Genomic DNA, 16,159 nt, shown 5'->3' on the forward strand with positions numbered 1-16,159 from the left:
CGGTGCGTCAGACGCACCGAACGCCACATTGGGGCGCTTTGGTCACTCCGCCACGATGGCCGCGCGGGCTGCCTCGGCGCGGTCGGCGTACGCGCCCACCAGCTGTTCTTCGGCGTCGTCGAGGTACTTCAGCAGCAGCTGTTCCGCGCCCGGGCCGTCGCCGGCCTCGATGCGGTCGAGGATCTCGTGGTTGCGGGGCAGGTAGCGCTCGTGGAAGCGCCGCGGCTCGGCCATGATGTGGAACACCAACCGCAGCTCGGCGGTCAGCCGCCCGACCAGTTCGTTCACCCGCTCGCTGCCCGACAGCGCGGCGAGCTCCTGGTGGAACCAGACGTTCGCGGTGCCGAGGTCCTTCCAGTTGCCGGTGCGCGCGGCCTCGTCGCCGATCTCGACCTTCTCCTTGATCCGCGCGAAGGACGCCGGCTTGGCCTTCAGCCCGCGGACCGCGGCGCACTCGATGATCTTGCGCACCCGGTAGATGTCGACGACGTCCTCGACGCTCGGGATGCGGACGAAGACCCCGCGGTTGAGCTCGTGGGCGAGCAGCCGCTCGTGCGTGAGCAGCCGGAACGCCTCGCGCAGGGTGTTGCGGGAGACGCCGAGCGCGTTGCCGATGTCCTGCTCCGAGAGCCGCCCGCCGGGCAGGAAGAACCCCTCCGCGATGCGCTTGCGGAGGACGCCGGCGACCCGCTCGGCCGTGCTCTTGCGCGTGACCAGGCCGCGGTCGGCCTCCAGGCCCGAAACCACGCCGTCTTCGATGACCACGAGGACAAGGCTACCCGCCACTCGGGGGACGATCCAATCGGCATCTTGTGGAATTGTTCAACAATCTCTACCGTGTGAGGTACGCCACGATGAGAGACACTGGCCAGGAGGTGCCCCATGACTGCCACAGCTACCGAGGCCCGGCCGTTCGACTGGTTCCGCACACTCGGAAAACGCGGACGCCGCGCCTTCCTCGGCGCGTTCGGCGGGTACGGCCTGGACTCGTTCGACTACCAGACCCTGCCGCTCGGGCTCGCCGCGATCACCGCGTTCTTCGGCATTTCGAGCGGCGAAGCCGGCCTGCTCAGCACGACGACGCTGGTCGTGTCGGCCGTCGGCGGCGTCGGCGCCGGCATCCTCGCCGACCGCATCGGCCGCGTCCGGACGCTGCAGATCACCATCGCGATGTACACGATCTTCACCGTGCTCTGCGGCTTCGCGCCGAACTTCGAGACGCTGCTGGTCTTCCGCGCGCTGCAGGGCCTGGGCTTCGGCGGCGAGTGGGCGGCGGGCGCGGCCCTGGTCGCCGAGTATTCGCAGGCCAAGTACCGCGGCCGGACCGTGGCGTTCGTGCAGAGCGCGTGGGCCGTCGGCTGGGGCCTCTCGGTGATCGTCTACACGATCGTCTTCAGCTTCGCGAGCGACGACGTGGCCTGGCGGATCATGTTCTGGACCGGCGTCATCCCGGCGCTGCTCGTGCTGTGGGTCCGCCGCAGTGTGCAGGACGCCCCGCGCGCGGAGGAGCGCCGCGTGGCCGTGCGGACCCGCGGTTCACTGGCCCGGATCTTCCGGGCCGACCTGCTGCGGACGACGTTCTTCGCCTCGCTGCTGGCCACCGGCGTCCAGGGCGGCTACTACGCGATCAACACCTGGCTGCCCGCCTACCTGAAGAAGACGCGTGAGCTGACCGTGATCGGCACCGGCGGCTACCTCGTCTTCCTCATCACCGGCGCCTTCGTCGGGTACGTCTGCGGCGGCTACCTCACCGATCTGCTGGGCCGTAAGAAGACCTTCCTGACGTTCGCGCTGCTCTCGGCCGTGCTCATCGTCGCCTACACGCAAATCCCGAAGGGCGCCAACGGCCTCGTGCTGGTGCTCGGCTTCCCGCTCGGCTTCTCGATGTCCGCGATCTTCAGCGGCTTCGGCGCGTTCCTCGCCGAGCTGTACCCGACCGCGCTGCGCGGCACCGGGCAGGGCTTCACCTACAACTTCGGCCGCGCGGTCGGGGCGATCTTCCCGACCATCGTGGGCTTCCTCGGTGCGGGCGGCGCGATCGTGATCGGCGCGGCCGGGTACGGCATCGCGGTGCTGGCCCTGCTCGGCCTTCCCGAAACCAGGGGTATCGAACTCGTCGACTGAGGGGGAACTCATGACGACCTTTGACGAACCGGCCACCTACACGCCGGCGCAGGCCCGGGCGGCGTTCCGCACCGGCACCGCCCACCCGACCACGGGCTGGGCCAACGGCTTCACCCAGACCAACCTGATCGCCGTGCCCGAGGACTGGGCCTACGACGTCCTGCTGTTCTGCACCCGCAACCCGCAGGCGTGCCCGCTGCTCGACGTCACCGACCCCGGCGATCCGGAAACCCGGCTCGCCGAGGGCGCGGACCTGCGCACCGACCTGCCGCGCTACCGGATCTGGCAGAACGGCGTCCTCGCCGGCGAGGTCTCGGACGCGACCGGCCTGTGGCGCAGCGACATGGTCGCGTTCTCGATCGGCTGCAGCTTCACGTTCGAGACGGCGCTGGCCGCCGAGGGCGTCCCGCTGCGGCACGTCGACCAGGGCCGCAACGTCGCGATGTACGTGACGAACCGGCCGTGCGAGCCCGCCGGGCGGCTGTTCGGGCCGATGGTCGTGTCGATGCGGCAGATCCCGGAGGACCGGGTCGCCGACGCGATCCGGATCACCCGCGCGATGCCCGCCGTGCACGGCGGCCCGGTGCACATCGGCGACCCGGGCGCGCTGGGCATCGACGACCTTTCGCGGCCGGACTTCGGCGATCCGGTGGACGCCGAACCCGGCGACGTCCCGGTGTTCTGGGCCTGCGGGGTCACCCCGCAGGCGGCGCTGATGGCGTCCCGGCCCCCCTTTGCGATCACCCACGCACCGGGGTACATGTTCATCACCGATCGGTACGACAGCGAATACCGGGTGGGGTGAAATGGATCTGAACAGCGATCTCGGCGAAGGCTTCGGCGCCTGGAAGATGGGCGACGACGAAGCCATGCTCGACATCGTGACCAGCGCGAACATCGCGTGCGGCTTCCACGCCGGAGACCCGTCGGTGATGCGGCGGGTGTGCGAACTGGCGGCCGAGCGCGGCGTCGCGATCGGCGCACACGTCGGGTACCGCGACCTGGCCGGCTTCGGCCGGCGCGCCCTCGACATCGCGCCGGACGACCTGGCGAACGAAGTGCTCTACCAGATCGGCGCGCTGGACGCGTTCGCCCGCGCGGCCGGCAGCCGCGTGACGTACGTGAAGCCGCACGGCGCGTTATACAACACCGCGGCGGTGGACACCGAGCAGGCCGCGGCGATCGTCGACGGCCTGCGCCGCTACGACCCCGCGCTCGCGCTGCTGTGCCTGCCGAATTCGGAAATGCAGCGACAGGCGGAGGCAACGGGCGTGGTGGCGTACGCGGAGGCGTTCGCGGACCGCGCCTACACCGCGGAGGGCAAGCTCGTGTCGCGCAAGCAGCCGGGTGCGGTCATCCACGACGCCGACGTGGTCGCCGAACGCGCGGTCGGCATGGCGACCGGCGGCGTCGTGACGGAGAACGGCACCAAGCTCGAGGTGCGCCCGGATTCCCTGTGCGTGCACGGGGACACGCCGGGCGCGGTCGAGCTGGCCCGGCGGATCGAGGCGGCGCTGACCGGGGCGGGCATCCAGCTCGGCGCGTTCACCGGATGACCGTCCGGCTGCTGCCGTGCGGGCGGCGCGCGGTGCTGGTGGAGACCGCCGACGTGCTGGGCTACCAGACGGCGTTGGCCGGCCTGGCTCCGGACGGCGTCGAAGAGCTGGTCCCGGCGGCGCGGACCCTGCTGGTCCGCTTCGACCCGTCGGTGACGAACGCGGAAAGGCTGGGTGAGCTGCTGCGCGAGGTGTCCCCTGTGGACAGTGTGGCGGCGGACGCGGGAGAGGTGGTGATCCCGGTGGTGTACGACGGCGAAGACCTGGCCGACGTCGCCGCGGAGACGGAAATGAGCGTGCCGACGCTGGTTTCCCGGCACACCGCGGGGACGTACGTCTCGGCGTTCTGCGGCTTCGCGCCGGGGTTCGCCTACCTCACCGGGTCGGACCCCGCCCTGCACGTGTCCCGCCGGTCTTCGCCGCGCACCCGCATCCCGCCGGGTTCGGTGGCGATCGCCGGCGAGTACAGCGCGGTCTACCCGAGCGCCTCCCCGGGCGGCTGGCGGTTGCTGGGGAGGACGGACGTGCCGGTGTGGGACGTCGAGCGCGACCCGCCGAACCTGCTGCCACCGGGCACCCGCGTCCGGTTCACGGCGGTGCGGTCGTGAAGCTCGAAGTCGTCCGGCCCGGCTTCACGACGACGGTGCAGGACCTCGGCCGCCCGGGCCACGCGGCCCTCGGCGTCGGCCGCTCCGGCGCAGCCGACCGCGGCTCGTTCCGGCTGGCCAACCGGCTCGTCGGGAACCCGGCCGGGGCGGCGGCGCTGGAGGTCACGCTCGGCGGGCTGGTGCTGCGGGCGTCGGCCGTGACGACGGTGGCGGTCACCGGCGCTTCGTGCCCGCTGTCGAAGGGTGGGTTGAACGGGCCGATCACGTTGTGGCCGGGGGAAGAGCTGACGGTGGGCACGGCGGTGTCGGGGCTGCGGTGTTACGTCGCGGTGCGCGGCGGGATCGACGTGCCGCCGGTGCTGGGTTCCCGGGCGACGGACACACTCGGCAAGCTCGGCCCGCCCCCGGTGACGGCCGGGATGCTGCTGCCGATCGGCCCGGCGCCCGGGGAGTTCCCGGTGGTGGACCTCGCACCCCGGGCGTCGCTGCCGGCGGAACCGGTGCTGCGCGTGACGCCGGGCCCACGCCGCGACTGGTTCGCGGAGCCGGAGAAGTTGTTGTCCACTGTGTACACGGTGTCGCCGGACTCGGACCGCGTCGGCATCCGCCTGACCGGACCACCGTTGTCCCGGGCGCGCCACGACGAGCTGCCGTCGGAGGCGTGCGTGCCGGGATCGTTGCAGGTCCCGCCCTCGGGCCGGCCGATCCTGTTCCACGCCGACCACCCCACGACGGGCGGCTACCCGGTGATCGCGGTCGTCGAGGAGGAGGACCTCGACGTGGCCGCCCAGCTCCGGCCCGGCCAGACCGTGCGCTTCGCTCGGGCCTGAGCTGCAGCTTTCACGTGAAAGCGTCGAAGCTTCCGTCCCGCGTCGTGAGTGGCAGGCGGTCAGCCCCGCCTGCCACTCACGACCAATAAAATTCGCGTACGCATCTCGATCGTGACCGCACGCAACGCCCCCTCCCACGAGAGAGCTGTCACCAGCCTCAAGTCGTGGGGCGTAACCGTCAACGAGGCATTCTTTCTGGGCGGAATCGACAAGAGTGTCATTTTGGACATCATGAAGCCTCATGTGTTTTTCGACGATCAGGCAAGGCACCTTCGAAAGACGACGCAGATTCCCAGCGTCCACGTGCCATTCGGAATAATCAATGAGAGATCAACCGCTGATAAGCGCAGCGACAACAGTACAAGCTGACCGCCACCAGCCAAGCCATCACAACAAAGATCCTGACTTGGCCGCCCCGCTCCGGCCGGCAACTACGCTTCCGTCCCGCGTCGTGAGTGGTAGGCGGTCAGCCCCGCCTGCCACTCACGACCACCAGCCAGGCGACGTTCGTGGCCGCGATCGCGAGCCACGCCGCCCAAGCCGCGCCCGGGACCAGCCAGGTGGTGACGACCCCCAGTGCCACCGTCACCACCACCGGCCACGCGCGCTGGGACCGCCGCGGGAGCCGCTCGGCGAGGTAGGCGTCCAGGGCCTCGACGACTTGGTCGTCGATCTCGTCGCGCAGCCGCGCGTCCAGTTCAGACATGCGCCGGCACCGGCCGCGGGGCGGCCACCGACAGGCAGGCCAGCGCCAGCGGCACCTCCAGCGCGGCCATGAGCAGCGAAAACACCACGTCGTCGCCGGCCGTGACTACGTCGAACCAGGCGTCGGCCAGCAGCAGCGTCGCCGTGGCCGTGGCGACCAGCGGCGTCCACGGGTCGCCGCGGCCGAGCAGCCAGGCCGTGAGCAGCAAGCCGGCCGCCTCGGCCGCGTCGAAGCCCGTCCAGGCCAGCCGCCAGTGCTGTGCCGCCGCGACCTCCGGCAGCGTCGTCCCCAGTACCGCGATCCACGGCAGCAGGCACAGTCCTGCGGCCCAGAAGAGCTTCTTCATGCGAACCCCCGAGTTCTCTCCCGACCCAAGGTAGCGATTGCAGAGGTTCTTTGCAAACAATCTCTGTAGTATCCTTCGGGCGTGGTCGAACGTCCCGAAAAGCGCGTCCTCACCGGCGCGGACCTCAAGGCCTTCTACAAGGCACTGGCCAACCCGGTGCGCCGCGACATCCTGTCCTACCTGGGCAAACACGGCGAAGCGAACTCGACGAGCGTCGCGAAGGCGCTCGGCGAGAGCACCGGGACGACCAGCTACCACCTCCGCAAGCTCGCCGACCTGGAGCTGATCGAGGAGCTGACCGACCGCGGGGACGGCCGCGAGCGCTGGTGGAAGTCGCGGTCGAAGGACCTCTACACCCCGCCGGACCTCGACCTGGCGCCGGACGAGCGCGAAGCGATGCTCCAGCTCGGCGCGCTCAAGATGAGCCACGACCTGGGTCTGGTCACGCGGGCGTACGCGGGCTACGAGAACTCCGAAGGGTGGAACCACATCTTCCGCGCCGGGCTGCACCTGACGAAGGAGCAGGTCACGTCGTTCGTCGAGGAGTACCAGAATCTCGTGTGGAAGTACGCCACCGAGCCGGGGCAGCACCCCGTAGGCTCGCGAGCGGTGGCCGTCCGGTTCATCGTGGTGCCGGAGGAAGAGTCCACAGAGGACTAGAGCCCGGACACCCGGAGCGTGATGTTCAGCCGGCCGTCGAGGCCCAGCGCCGGGTCCGCCGTGCCGGGCAGCGTCTTCGGGACGCCGTGGTAGGCGAGCCGGGACGGGCCGCCGAACACGAACACGTCACCCGATCGCAGCTCGACGTCGGTGTACGGCCGGCCGCGGGTTTCGGTGTTGCCGAAGCGGAACACGCACGCGTCGCCGAGGCTGAACGACACCACCGGGTCGAGGCTGCGCTCGTCCTTGTCCTGGTGCAGCCCCATCTTCGCGGCGGCGTCGTAGAAGTTGACCAGCGCGATGTCCGGCTCGTAAGGCCGGGCCTCGCCGTACGCGGCCGCCAGCGCGCGGCGGCCGAGGTCGCCGAGCCAGTCCGGGAACGGCAGCACCGGCTTGCCTTCGCCGGTCGTGCGCGAGTAGCCGTACGGGTACCAGTGCCAGCCGAGGCAGACCGACTTCACCGACATCACCCCGCCGTTGGGCAGCCGAGTGTGCCGGTAGCCGGACCAGCCGCGGCAGGCCGCGACCAGCGCACGTTGTTCGTCGAAGCCGAGCCAGTCGGGCAGGTGCACCGCTCCGGGCGCGAGCTCGGCGCGGGGGCGCGGCAGGAGGGCGTCCATTACTTCGATTGTGCCGGAGACTCCCGCCGCACACGTTCGGTGATCGAAGAAGGCACCACGCGATGACCGCGGAACGTGACATCCGCGGTGGCGAACAGTCGCAGAAGCCGCCCGATCGGACCAACGGAAAGACCCTGCGACCGCATCCCCTCGCTTTGGGCCACCATGGCCTCGACGTTCCCACACCTGAATGTCACAAACCAGCGTGGATCAGCTACGAACGCGTCTCTTGACCGCGGCGCCGCCGATCAGTCACGGAACGTCACAACGGTGACGCCCGCCTGCGCCGGAACCGGGTCGTTCATCGCGGCCAGCGCGGCGGGGACGTCGTCGAGCCCGATGCGCCGGCCGATCAGCGCGGCGAGGTCGATGCCCGCCGTCTCGACGACGCGCAGCAGTTCCGGGTACTCGTGCGCCTGGAGCCCGTGGATGCCGACCAGCTCCAGCTCGCCGCCGATGACGCGGTGCATCGGGATGGGCGCGACCCCCTGCGCGGGCGGCATCAGGCCCGCCTGGACGTGCCGGCCGCGCTTGCGGAGGCTGCCGACCGACGCGGCGCAGGTCGACGGCGCACCGAGGCAGTCCAGCGAGACGTGCGTGCCGCCGCCGGTCAGCTCGCGGACGTGCGCGGCGACGGCTTCCGGGCCGTCGAACGCCGAGGAATCGACGGTCCTGGCGGCGCCCGACTTCGCGGCGAGCTGCAGGGCGGCCGGTGAAACGTCGACGGCGACGACCTTGGCGCCCGCCGCGACAGCGAGCAACACCGCGGAGATCCCGACGCCGCCGCAGCCGTACACCGAGACCCACTGGCCCGCGGTGACGCGCCCCTGCCGCAGCACCGCGCGGAACGCCGTCCCGAACCGGCAGCCCAGCGCCGCGGCCTCGGCGGCGCCGAGTGTGTCCGGCAGCGCGACCAGGTTCGTTTCGGCGTGCTCGATGGCGACGCGCTCGGCGAACGACCCCCAGTGCGTAGCACCGGGCTGGAACTCTCGGTCGCAGATCTGCTGGTCGCCGCGGGCGCACTGGGCGCAGCTGCCGCAGGCGCAGACGAACGGCACGGTGACGCGCGCGCCGAGCTCCCAGCCGCGGACGCCGGCGCCGAGCGCGACGATCCGGCCGGCGAGCTCGTGCCCGGCGACGTGCGGCAGCGTGACGGCGGCGTCGTGCCCCTGCCAGGTGTGCCAGTCGCTGCGGCAGACGCCGGTGGCGTCGACCTCGATCACCGCACCGCCCGGCGCGGCCACCGGCTCGGGCACGTCCCGCACGACGGGCGGGACGCAGAACTCCTCCATCACGACAGCTCGCATGCCGCGAGCCTAACCGTCGCTCAATTGAGCGCGTGGAACCTCGTTCTCGCCCGCGGCGGGCCGAGGAGTTTGCTGAGCGAGCCGTCGGGCACGTTCAGGATGTCCTCGAGATTCCGCAGGGCCTCCAACGATTCCGGCCGCTCGGGCCGGCACCGTCCGGACTGCCAGTGGCTGAGGGTGGCCAGGCTGACCGTGGTTCCCCTGCCGCGCAAGCGATAGCGGATCCGCTCGAGGCCGAGGCCGCGGGCCCGGATCGCCGCCCGCAGGGCCACGTCGAACGGTCCGGCTGCCAGCAGCCGGCTCAGCTCCGCCTGTTCCCCCCGGTCGATGGTGCGTGTTCGCTGACCGGTCATCACAACGCTCCGAAGCACTCCCGATTACAGAACATTGGAGCGTAGGCGCAGCTTCCCAAGATCGGAAGGGCCCTCACCCACCTGCCTTGCGCGTCTCGTCCGCGATCGCCGCAAACGGTTCCGCGTAGCCGGAGTTGATCGTGACGTAGGAAATCCCCCACCGGTCCCGCCACCGGAGAAGCGTTTCCGCGGCCGCGCCGGGATCCTCGGGCAGGACGGTCACGGCACCCCCGGCGGCGAGTTCGGGCACGTCGACCCCGGCCCACCGCGCGATTCCCGGCGACGGCGCGGTTCCGACGGCCATCAGGTTCAGGCCGAGTTCGATGTCGGGAAGGCGCGCCCCGGCGAGTTCTCGGAATCGATCCACAATGGACTGCGCTTCGGTTTCGGTGGTCCTCGGCATCCAGGTGAAGGTGACGATGTCGGCTTCTTGCGCGGCGAGCGCCAGCATTTTCGGCCCACCGCCGGCGAGCATCAGCCGAGGCCGCTCGCTGTCCCGCTTGAGGTGCGCGACGGTGGCGGCCATCCGAGTGATCCGCTCACCCGGTGAGGGGAATTCCCGCCCGAGGCTGTTCGCGTGCCCGTCGGCCCCCGGACGTCCGACGCCGAGCCCGAGCTCGAACCGTCCGCCCGTCTGCTGGTGCAGGGTTTTCGCCTGCCAGTCGAGAGCCCGGGCGTCGCGGAACGGATCGGCGAGGACGAAGGTGCCGATGGTGAGGTCGATGGTGACCGCGGCGGCCGCCCCGAGCAGGACGAAGGGATCGGCGGTCCCGACGGGATCGGTGGCGAGCAGGGTGTCGAAGCCGAGCTTCTCGACCCGTTCGGCCTGGGCGGTCCAGGACGTGAGATCAGGCGCATGACCGGCGACGACGCCGAAGCGGAAGGAGTTCATGCGGCCATGGTCTTGCGGAGGCGGTCGTCACCACATCCGCTCCACGACGTCACCCGCGCGTACGCCCCTCAGCGCAGGGTGACCGACAACGCCTGCGCGATCTCCTTGCCGATCGCGTGCGTCGCCGCGTCCGGGGGCGAGCCCACCTTCACCACCATCGGGCCGCCGAACGGCTGCCGCTCCACGACCTCGATGCGCTCGCCGAGGTTGATCGCGTGTTCCGTCAGGTACCTCAGCAGCTCCGGGTCCGTGTCCCAGACCCGGACGATCTCGCCCACCGCGCCCGGCGGCAGGTCGTCCAGGATGCGAACCGGCAGCTCCTCCACGCTGCCGTCCGGGGCCGGGATCGGGTCGCCGTGCGGGTCGCGGACCGGGTTGCCGAGCTTGGCCGCGATGCGCTCGACCAGCCTGTCCGACACCGCGTGCTCCAGCGCGTCCGCCTCCGCGTGGACCTCGTCCCACGTGTAGCCGAGCTCCGACACCAGGTACGTCTCGATCAGCCGGTGCCGCCGGAGCACCGACCGCGCCAGCAGCCGGCCGTCGGCGGTGAGCTCGATGCCGCGGTACGGGGCGTGGGTGACCAGGCCGAGCTGGGACAGCTTCGTGACCATCCCCGACGCCGAGGACGGGCTGACCTCCAGCCGGCCGGCGAGCGACGCGTTGGTGACCGCCTCACCCCGCTCGACCAGGCCGTAGATCACCCGGACGTAGTCCTCGACCGACGAGGACCTCCGGACCGAACCATCTCCCATGCCGCATACGATACGGGGCCGCGTACTTTCTCGTGAAAGTTCACGGCCGCCAGCGGTAGCGGATCCAGCCCGGCACCGGTTCGGCGCCGAGCTGGGCGTAGAACGCCTCACCTTTCTCGTTGCCCGCCTGCATGTCCCACTCGACGCGGCCGGTCGTGCGGTTGCGCAGCTCGTCCAGCAGCTCGCCGCCGAGCCCGTGGCGGCGGTGCGCGGGCCGGACGAACAGGTCGTCCAGCCAGATCCCCGGCCGCGCTTCCCAGGTGGAGAAGTTCCAGCTGCAGAACGCGAAGCCGGCCACCGTCCCCGGCTCGCCGGGCGGGGTCGCGATCAGCACCCACGCCTTCGGGTCCGGCCCGAACAGGTGCCCGCTCATCTCGGCGCGGTCCAGCTTCAGGTCGTGGTTGTCCTCGTAGACGGCGTGCTCCTCGATGAGCGCGCAGATTTCCTCGATGTCTTCGAAGACGGCGTCGCGGACGGGCATCTCGCCTCCCGGTTTTGTCGGTGGTGGTCGTTACGGTCGGGCATGGAAGAGACGGAGGTGGTCGATGTCCCCAGAGGAGAAGTTCGAGGACCTGGTCGACGAGTTCACCGGACGTCCGGGCATCACGCCACCCGGCACGACCGGCGGGTTCGGGCGCACGGCGCTGCGTGCGCACGGCCGGATCTTCGCGATGTTCGTCCGCGGGCAGCTCGTGCTCAAGCTGCCCCGGGTCCGGGTGGACGAACTGGTGGAGGGCGGGCACGGGGTGCGCTTCGACGCCAACAAGGGCACCCCGATGAAGGAATGGCTGGCGCTGGCCCCGGGGTCGCCACACCCCTGGGCCGAGCTGGCCGAGGAGGCACTCGAACACGTGGGAAGGAAGTGAGTCATCACGCTTGATAACGCAGTTCGCCGCCGACGGCGGTGCCTTGCACGGTGAGGCCGTCCGAACCGGACTCGTCCAGGGGCGAACCGGACAGCACGGCGAAGTCGGCGAGCTTCCCGGGTTCGAGCGTGCCCAGGTCACGCTCGGCGAAGGTGGCGTACGCCGAGCCGTACGTGTACGCGCGCAACGCCTGCTCCGGCGTCAGCGCCTCTTCGGGTGCGAAGGGCGCGCCTGACGCCGTGCGCCGACGCACCATGTCGGCGAGGGCGAGCAGGGGCGCGCCGTTCACGACGGGCCGGTCCGAAGACGCAGGGAGCACGCAACCCGCGTCGAGGACGCTGCGCAGCCGGTAGCACCACGGGACGCGCGCCTCGCCGAGCGCGGCGCGCATGCCGTCGCCGAGCTCGTTGACGAACCGGCCCTGCGGCGACGGGATGATGCCGAGCGAGGCGAGCCGGCGCAGCTCCGCGGGCTGAAGCACCGCGCAGTGCTCGATGCGGTGCCGGTGGTCCGTGCGCGGCGAAGCGGCCAACCCGGCTTCGTAGGCGTCGAGGACGACGGTGATCGCGCGGTCGCCGATCGCGTGCGTCGCGATCTGCCAGCCCGCTTCGTGGGCACGGCGGATCGTGCGGGCCAGCTCGTCCTCGGGCACCTGGAAGTAGCCGCGGTTGTCCGGCTCGCCGTCGAAGGGCTCGTGCATCGCACAGGTGCGCCCGACCAGGGAGCCGTCGGCGAACAACTTCATCGGGCCGACGCGCAGCCACTCGTCGCCGAGGCCGGTGCGCAGGCCGAGGTCGAGGCCGAAGCCGGCGTCGTCGGGCAGGTCGTGCAGCACGCTCGCGGCGACCATCACCGTGCTGCGCACGCGCAGCACGCCGGTGTCGCGCGCCTGCTGGTAGGCGGCCAGCTCGGCGGGCGTCTCGCCGACCAGGCCGCCGCCGATCCCGGCCTCCTGGACGCTGGTGATGCCCTCGGCCAGGTACCGCTCGGACGCGCGCGCGAGCCCGCGCACGACGCGGTCGACCGGCGTCGGGTACGTGAGCGGCCGCAGCAAGAGCTGGGCCTGCTCGCGGAGCAGGCCGGTGGGCGAGCCGTCGGCGTCGTGCACGACGTCGCCGCCGACCGGGACGTGCGCGAGGTCGAGCTGGTCGAGCACGGCCGAGTTGACCACGGTCATGTGCCCGGACGTGTGCTTAAGCCGCACGAGCATGCCCGGCGCGGCGCGGTCGAGGCCGCGCCGGTCCGGGTGCCCGCCGGCCAGCTTGTTCTGGTCGTACCCGCTGCCGACCACCCAGCTCCCGGCCGGCAGCGTCGCGGCGCGCGCGGACACGGCGTCGTAGACCTCCTCGACGCTGCGGCAGTCGCCGAGCGGGACGTCGTCGAGGCCCATGCCGAACCACGCCATGTGGTTGTGGGCGTCGTGGAAGCCGGGGACGACGAAGCCGCCCGCGAGGTCGACCCGGGAGCGCGCGGACAGCCCACGGGCGTCGTCGCCCAGCGCGACCACCCGGCCGTGCAGGACGGCAAGTGCGCTGGTGACGCCCGCGCCCGTCCACACCGTGGCGTTCTCGTAGACCGCGTCGACCTTCATGGCTCGGAGGCTATCGATCGATCGATCGAACGTCTAGCATCGGCCTCATGCCCACCGTGGAGTTCGCCGTCGAGGACGGCATCGCGCACATCCGGCTGAACCGGCCCGAGCGGCTGAACGCGGTCGCCGCCGTCCTGGTCGAAGACTTCCTCGCCGCCCTCGACGCGGCCGCCCGCAGCGATGCGCGCGTCGTCGTGCTGTCCGGGAACGGGCGCGCCTTCTGCGCCGGCCACGACCTCAAGGAACCCACCCCCGAGGGTGATTCGCGGGCGCGGCTGGACCGGCTCCAGGACGTCACGCGGCGGCTGCGCGGGCTGCGCCAGCCGGTGATCGCGGCGGTGCACGGCTACGCGATCGGCGCCGGCGCGGAGTTCGCGCTCGGCTGCGACCTGATCCTGGCCGCCGAGGACGCCGTGTTCGCCTTTCCCGAGGTCTCGCTCGGGCTGAGCGTCACCGGCGCGGCGTCGCGGCTGCTCCCGCTGCTGGTCGGCCCGCTCAAGGCGAAGGAACTCCTGCTGCTCGGCGAGCGCTTCGACGGCCGGAAGGCGGCCGAGCTGGGCATGGTCAACGCGGCCGTCCCCGCCGAGCAGTTGCAGGCCGAGGCGCTGAGCTGGGCCAAGCGGATCGCCGAGCACCCCCCGGCCGCCGCGGCGATGGCGAAGCGGGTCCTCGACACGCCGATCGACGTCGAGCCCGCCCTCGAACTCGAGGTCAGCCACGCCCTGATCACCGAGCACTCGGCCGCGGTCGCCGCGTCCACCGAAGCCTTCCGGAGCCGGGCGTGACGCCGCTGGCCGAGATCGGGACCCTCGCGCAGCTCGTCACCCGGGCGGCCGCGCTGTGGCCGGAGCGCACCGCCTGGCTCTTCGACGAGCACGACCGGCGCTTCACCTTCGCCGAGGTCGATCGCGAAAGCTCCCGGATCGCCGCGGCGCTGGCCGAGCGCGGCATCGGCTCCGGCGACCGGGTCGCGGTGATGCTGCGGAACGTGCCCGCGTTCCCGCTGACCTGGCTCGCGCTGGCGAAGATCGGCGCGCAGCTGGTGCCGGTCAACACGAACTACCAGGAGTTCGACGGCGCCCACATCCTCCGGCACTCCGGCGCGAAGCTGGTCGTCGCCGCCGCGGAGTTCACCGGCCTGCTCGGCCGGATCGGGGTGACCGAGGTCATCACCCCGGACGAACTCCGCACCGACGCCGAACCGCCGGAATTCACCCCGGTGCCCGAATTGCCGGTCAACATCCAGTACACGTCCGGCACCACCGGCGCGCCCAAGGGCTGCGTCCTGCCGAACCGCTACTGGACCACCCTCGCGGTGGGCCTGGCCACCGACTTCCCGGCCGTCGGCGAGGACGACGTCATCCTGACCGCGCAGCCGTTCCACTACATCGATCCACAGTGGAATGTCGCGTTGGGACTGGCGGGCGGCGCCACCCTCGTCGTGCTGGACCGGTTCCACCCCAGCACGTTCTGGGCGAAGGTGCGCGAGCACGGCGTCACCTGGTTCTACTGCCTCGGCCTGATGCCGACGCTGCTGCTGCGGCAGGAACCGTCCGAAGCCGACCGCGACCACCGCGTCCGCGCGATCTGCGCGTCCGCCATCCCGCACGACCTGCACGCCGAGCTGGAGGCGCGCTGGGGCGTGCCGTGGTACGAGGCGTTCGGGATGACCGAAACCGGCGGCGACATCCGGATGACCGCCGCCGACCACGACGAGACCGTCGGCACCGGCTGCATCGGGCGGCCGAGCCGCGATCGCGAGGTGCTGATCGCCGGCGAGGACGGGAAGCCGCTGCCGCGCGGGGAAACCGGGCAGCTGCTGATCCGCGGCATCGGCCTGATGCACGGCTACCACGACGATCCGGACGCGACGGCGAAGGCGTTCGAAAACGGCTGGTTCCACACCGGCGACCTCGCCCGGATGGACGCCGCCGGCCGCGTCTACTACGTCGGCCGCACGAAGGACATGATCCGCCGCAGCGGCGAGAACGTCTCCGCCGACGAGGTCGAGCGCGCGCTGCTGCTGCACCCGGCGGTGCAGCTGGCGGCCGTCGTCGCGGTGCCCGACGAGCTGCGCGGCGAGGAGATCAAGGCGTACGTCGTCTGCGACGGCGACCGGCCGGACCCCGCCGAGCTGGCCGCCTTCTGCGCCGGGAAACTGGCCTACTTCAAGGTTCCGCGGTTCTGGGCCTTCGCCGAAGCGCTCCCGATGACGCCGTCGGAGCGGGTGGCCAAGGGCGAGCTGCGGAAGGTCGCGGACCCGCGCGCCGGGTCCTGGGACGCGAAGGCGGCAGCATGGCGGTGAGCAGCCGGGAGCGGGTGCGCGCGGCGGCGGTGAAGCTGTTCGCCACCAAGGGCTTCCACGGCACCGGCATCCGGGATCTGGCGCAGGAGGCGGAACTCTCCTCGGCGAGCCTGTACCACTACATGGGCACCAAGGAGGATCTGCTCGCCGAGATCATGCACACCGCGCTCAACCGGCTGCTCGACGCCGCCCGCGAGGCGACCGCGGGTGGCGGCGACCCGGTGCACCGGCTGCGCACGCTGGTCGCGCTGCACGTCCTCGCCCACGCCGTCGGGCCGGCGGAAACCCGGGTGGTGGACAACGAAGTCGACGTGCTGTCCCCGGCCGCGCGCGAGCCGGTGGTGGCCCTGCGGGACGCCTACGAACGGCTGTGGGCGGCCGCGATCGACGAGGGCGTGGCGGCCGGGGTGTTCCGTGTGGAGCACCCGGCGGTGACCCGGCTCGCGCTGCTGGAGATGTGCAGCGGTGTCGCGAGGTGGTATTCCCCACGCGGCCCGCTGGCGCTGGACGAGCTGGCGGAGCACTACGCGGAACTGGCGTCGAGGGCGCTGGGCTGCACGTCCGCGCCCGGCGTGACCGACTTGCGACGGTGCCGGGAAATCGTCGCGAAAGAGTGGGGCGTGTCCGTTTAGCGGCGCTTTTA

The 16,159-nt window shown here is 71.5% G+C and carries 21 protein-coding genes; 11 read left to right on the forward strand and 10 right to left on the reverse strand.

The window, feature by feature from the left end:
• Positions 1-42: 42 nt before the first annotated feature.
• Positions 43-765 (reverse strand): GntR family transcriptional regulator, encoded by a 723-nt coding sequence (locus tag ACWEVN_RS09505; RefSeq protein WP_452050901.1) that lies wholly within the window; start codon positions 763-765, stop codon positions 43-45.
• Between the two features lie 117 nt (positions 766-882).
• Here ACWEVN_RS09505 and ACWEVN_RS09510 point away from each other — a divergent pair, with 117 nt between their 5' ends.
• From ACWEVN_RS09510 to ACWEVN_RS09535, 6 genes are read left to right on the forward strand one after another with little or no spacing between them, the layout of a single operon-like run.
• Positions 883-2,124: an MFS transporter gene (locus ACWEVN_RS09510; protein ID WP_452050902.1), complete on the forward strand. Its 1,242-nt coding sequence runs from the start codon at positions 883-885 to the stop codon at positions 2,122-2,124.
• Positions 2,125-2,134: 10 nt separating this feature from the next.
• Positions 2,135-2,929, forward strand: a complete 795-nt coding sequence (locus ACWEVN_RS09515) for a putative hydro-lyase (protein WP_449685796.1) — start codon at positions 2,135-2,137, stop codon at positions 2,927-2,929.
• A gap of 1 nt (position 2,930) precedes the next feature.
• A complete protein-coding gene (locus ACWEVN_RS09520; RefSeq protein WP_452050903.1) occupies positions 2,931-3,680 on the forward strand; it encodes a LamB/YcsF family protein in 750 nt (249 codons plus the stop codon).
• Positions 3,677-4,288, forward strand: coding sequence for a 5-oxoprolinase subunit B family protein (locus ACWEVN_RS09525; protein ID WP_452050904.1), 612 nt, complete (start codon positions 3,677-3,679; stop codon positions 4,286-4,288). Before ACWEVN_RS09520 ends, ACWEVN_RS09525 begins: the two co-directional genes overlap by 4 nt.
• A complete protein-coding gene (locus ACWEVN_RS09530; RefSeq protein WP_452050905.1) occupies positions 4,285-5,118 on the forward strand; it encodes a 5-oxoprolinase subunit C family protein in 834 nt (277 codons plus the stop codon). The genes ACWEVN_RS09525 and ACWEVN_RS09530 overlap by 4 nt, the downstream gene beginning before the upstream one ends.
• 48 nt (positions 5,119-5,166) lie before the next feature.
• Positions 5,167-5,487, forward strand: coding sequence for a 5'-nucleotidase (locus ACWEVN_RS09535; RefSeq protein WP_452050906.1), 321 nt, complete (start codon positions 5,167-5,169; stop codon positions 5,485-5,487).
• Positions 5,488-5,584: 97 nt separating this feature from the next.
• On the opposite strand, the gene ACWEVN_RS09540 is transcribed toward ACWEVN_RS09535, so the two are convergent.
• Both ACWEVN_RS09540 and ACWEVN_RS09545 read right to left on the reverse strand, forming a co-directional pair.
• Entirely contained in the window at positions 5,585-5,824 is a 240-nt protein-coding gene (locus tag ACWEVN_RS09540) for a hypothetical protein (protein ID WP_452050907.1), read from the reverse strand.
• Positions 5,817-6,170 (reverse strand): hypothetical protein, encoded by a 354-nt coding sequence (locus ACWEVN_RS09545; RefSeq protein WP_452050908.1) that lies wholly within the window; start codon positions 6,168-6,170, stop codon positions 5,817-5,819. The genes ACWEVN_RS09540 and ACWEVN_RS09545 overlap by 8 nt, the downstream gene beginning before the upstream one ends.
• 81 nt (positions 6,171-6,251) lie before the next feature.
• Here ACWEVN_RS09545 and ACWEVN_RS09550 point away from each other — a divergent pair, with 81 nt between their 5' ends.
• A complete protein-coding gene (locus tag ACWEVN_RS09550; RefSeq protein ID WP_452050909.1) occupies positions 6,252-6,830 on the forward strand; it encodes an ArsR/SmtB family transcription factor in 579 nt (192 codons plus the stop codon).
• Here the strand turns inward: ACWEVN_RS09550 and ACWEVN_RS09555 are convergent.
• The 6 genes from ACWEVN_RS09555 to ACWEVN_RS09580 form a co-directional block, all read right to left on the reverse strand.
• On the reverse strand, positions 6,827-7,450 hold the full coding sequence (locus tag ACWEVN_RS09555; RefSeq protein WP_452050910.1) for an alpha-ketoglutarate-dependent dioxygenase AlkB family protein: 624 nt from the start codon (positions 7,448-7,450) through the stop codon (positions 6,827-6,829). The genes ACWEVN_RS09550 and ACWEVN_RS09555 overlap by 4 nt on opposite strands.
• A 248-nt stretch (positions 7,451-7,698) precedes the next feature.
• Positions 7,699-8,757 carry a zinc-binding dehydrogenase gene (locus tag ACWEVN_RS09560; RefSeq protein ID WP_452050911.1) on the reverse strand — a complete coding sequence of 353 codons (1,059 nt, stop codon included), beginning with the start codon at positions 8,755-8,757 and terminating at the stop codon, positions 7,699-7,701.
• Between the two features lie 20 nt (positions 8,758-8,777).
• Complete coding sequence (locus ACWEVN_RS09565) at positions 8,778-9,110, reverse strand: transcriptional regulator (RefSeq protein ID WP_167384931.1); 333 nt, start codon at positions 9,108-9,110, stop codon at positions 8,778-8,780.
• 73 nt (positions 9,111-9,183) lie between these two features.
• Positions 9,184-10,002, reverse strand: coding sequence for an LLM class flavin-dependent oxidoreductase (locus tag ACWEVN_RS09570; RefSeq protein ID WP_452050912.1), 819 nt, complete (start codon positions 10,000-10,002; stop codon positions 9,184-9,186).
• Positions 10,003-10,070: 68 nt separating this feature from the next.
• The gene (locus ACWEVN_RS09575) at positions 10,071-10,754 is read right to left on the reverse strand and encodes a metal-dependent transcriptional regulator (RefSeq protein WP_086839591.1); all 684 of its coding nucleotides are present in this window, start codon (positions 10,752-10,754) and stop codon (positions 10,071-10,073) included.
• A gap of 40 nt (positions 10,755-10,794) precedes the next feature.
• Entirely contained in the window at positions 10,795-11,235 is a 441-nt protein-coding gene (locus ACWEVN_RS09580) for an N-acetyltransferase family protein (protein ID WP_452050913.1), read from the reverse strand.
• Between the two features lie 64 nt (positions 11,236-11,299).
• On the opposite strand from ACWEVN_RS09580, the gene ACWEVN_RS09585 reads away from it, so the two are divergent.
• Positions 11,300-11,620 (forward strand): hypothetical protein, encoded by a 321-nt coding sequence (locus tag ACWEVN_RS09585; protein ID WP_310968621.1) that lies wholly within the window; start codon positions 11,300-11,302, stop codon positions 11,618-11,620.
• Between the two features lie 4 nt (positions 11,621-11,624).
• On the opposite strand, the gene ACWEVN_RS09590 is transcribed toward ACWEVN_RS09585, so the two are convergent.
• The gene (locus tag ACWEVN_RS09590) at positions 11,625-13,211 is read right to left on the reverse strand and encodes an amidohydrolase (protein ID WP_452050914.1); all 1,587 of its coding nucleotides are present in this window, start codon (positions 13,209-13,211) and stop codon (positions 11,625-11,627) included.
• A gap of 47 nt (positions 13,212-13,258) precedes the next feature.
• On the opposite strand from ACWEVN_RS09590, the gene ACWEVN_RS09595 reads away from it, so the two are divergent.
• From ACWEVN_RS09595 to ACWEVN_RS09605, 3 genes are read left to right on the forward strand one after another with little or no spacing between them, the layout of a single operon-like run.
• A complete protein-coding gene (locus ACWEVN_RS09595; protein WP_452050915.1) occupies positions 13,259-13,996 on the forward strand; it encodes an enoyl-CoA hydratase/isomerase family protein in 738 nt (245 codons plus the stop codon).
• Positions 13,993-15,516 carry an ATP-dependent acyl-CoA ligase gene (locus ACWEVN_RS09600; protein WP_452050916.1) on the forward strand — a complete coding sequence of 508 codons (1,524 nt, stop codon included), beginning with the start codon at positions 13,993-13,995 and terminating at the stop codon, positions 15,514-15,516. The genes ACWEVN_RS09595 and ACWEVN_RS09600 overlap by 4 nt, the downstream gene beginning before the upstream one ends.
• Positions 15,507-16,148 (forward strand): TetR/AcrR family transcriptional regulator, encoded by a 642-nt coding sequence (locus ACWEVN_RS09605; protein WP_242545469.1) that lies wholly within the window; start codon positions 15,507-15,509, stop codon positions 16,146-16,148. The genes ACWEVN_RS09600 and ACWEVN_RS09605 overlap by 10 nt, the downstream gene beginning before the upstream one ends.
• Positions 16,149-16,159 lie beyond the last annotated feature (11 nt).

Source organism: Amycolatopsis sp. NPDC003861, from assembly GCF_053605405.1.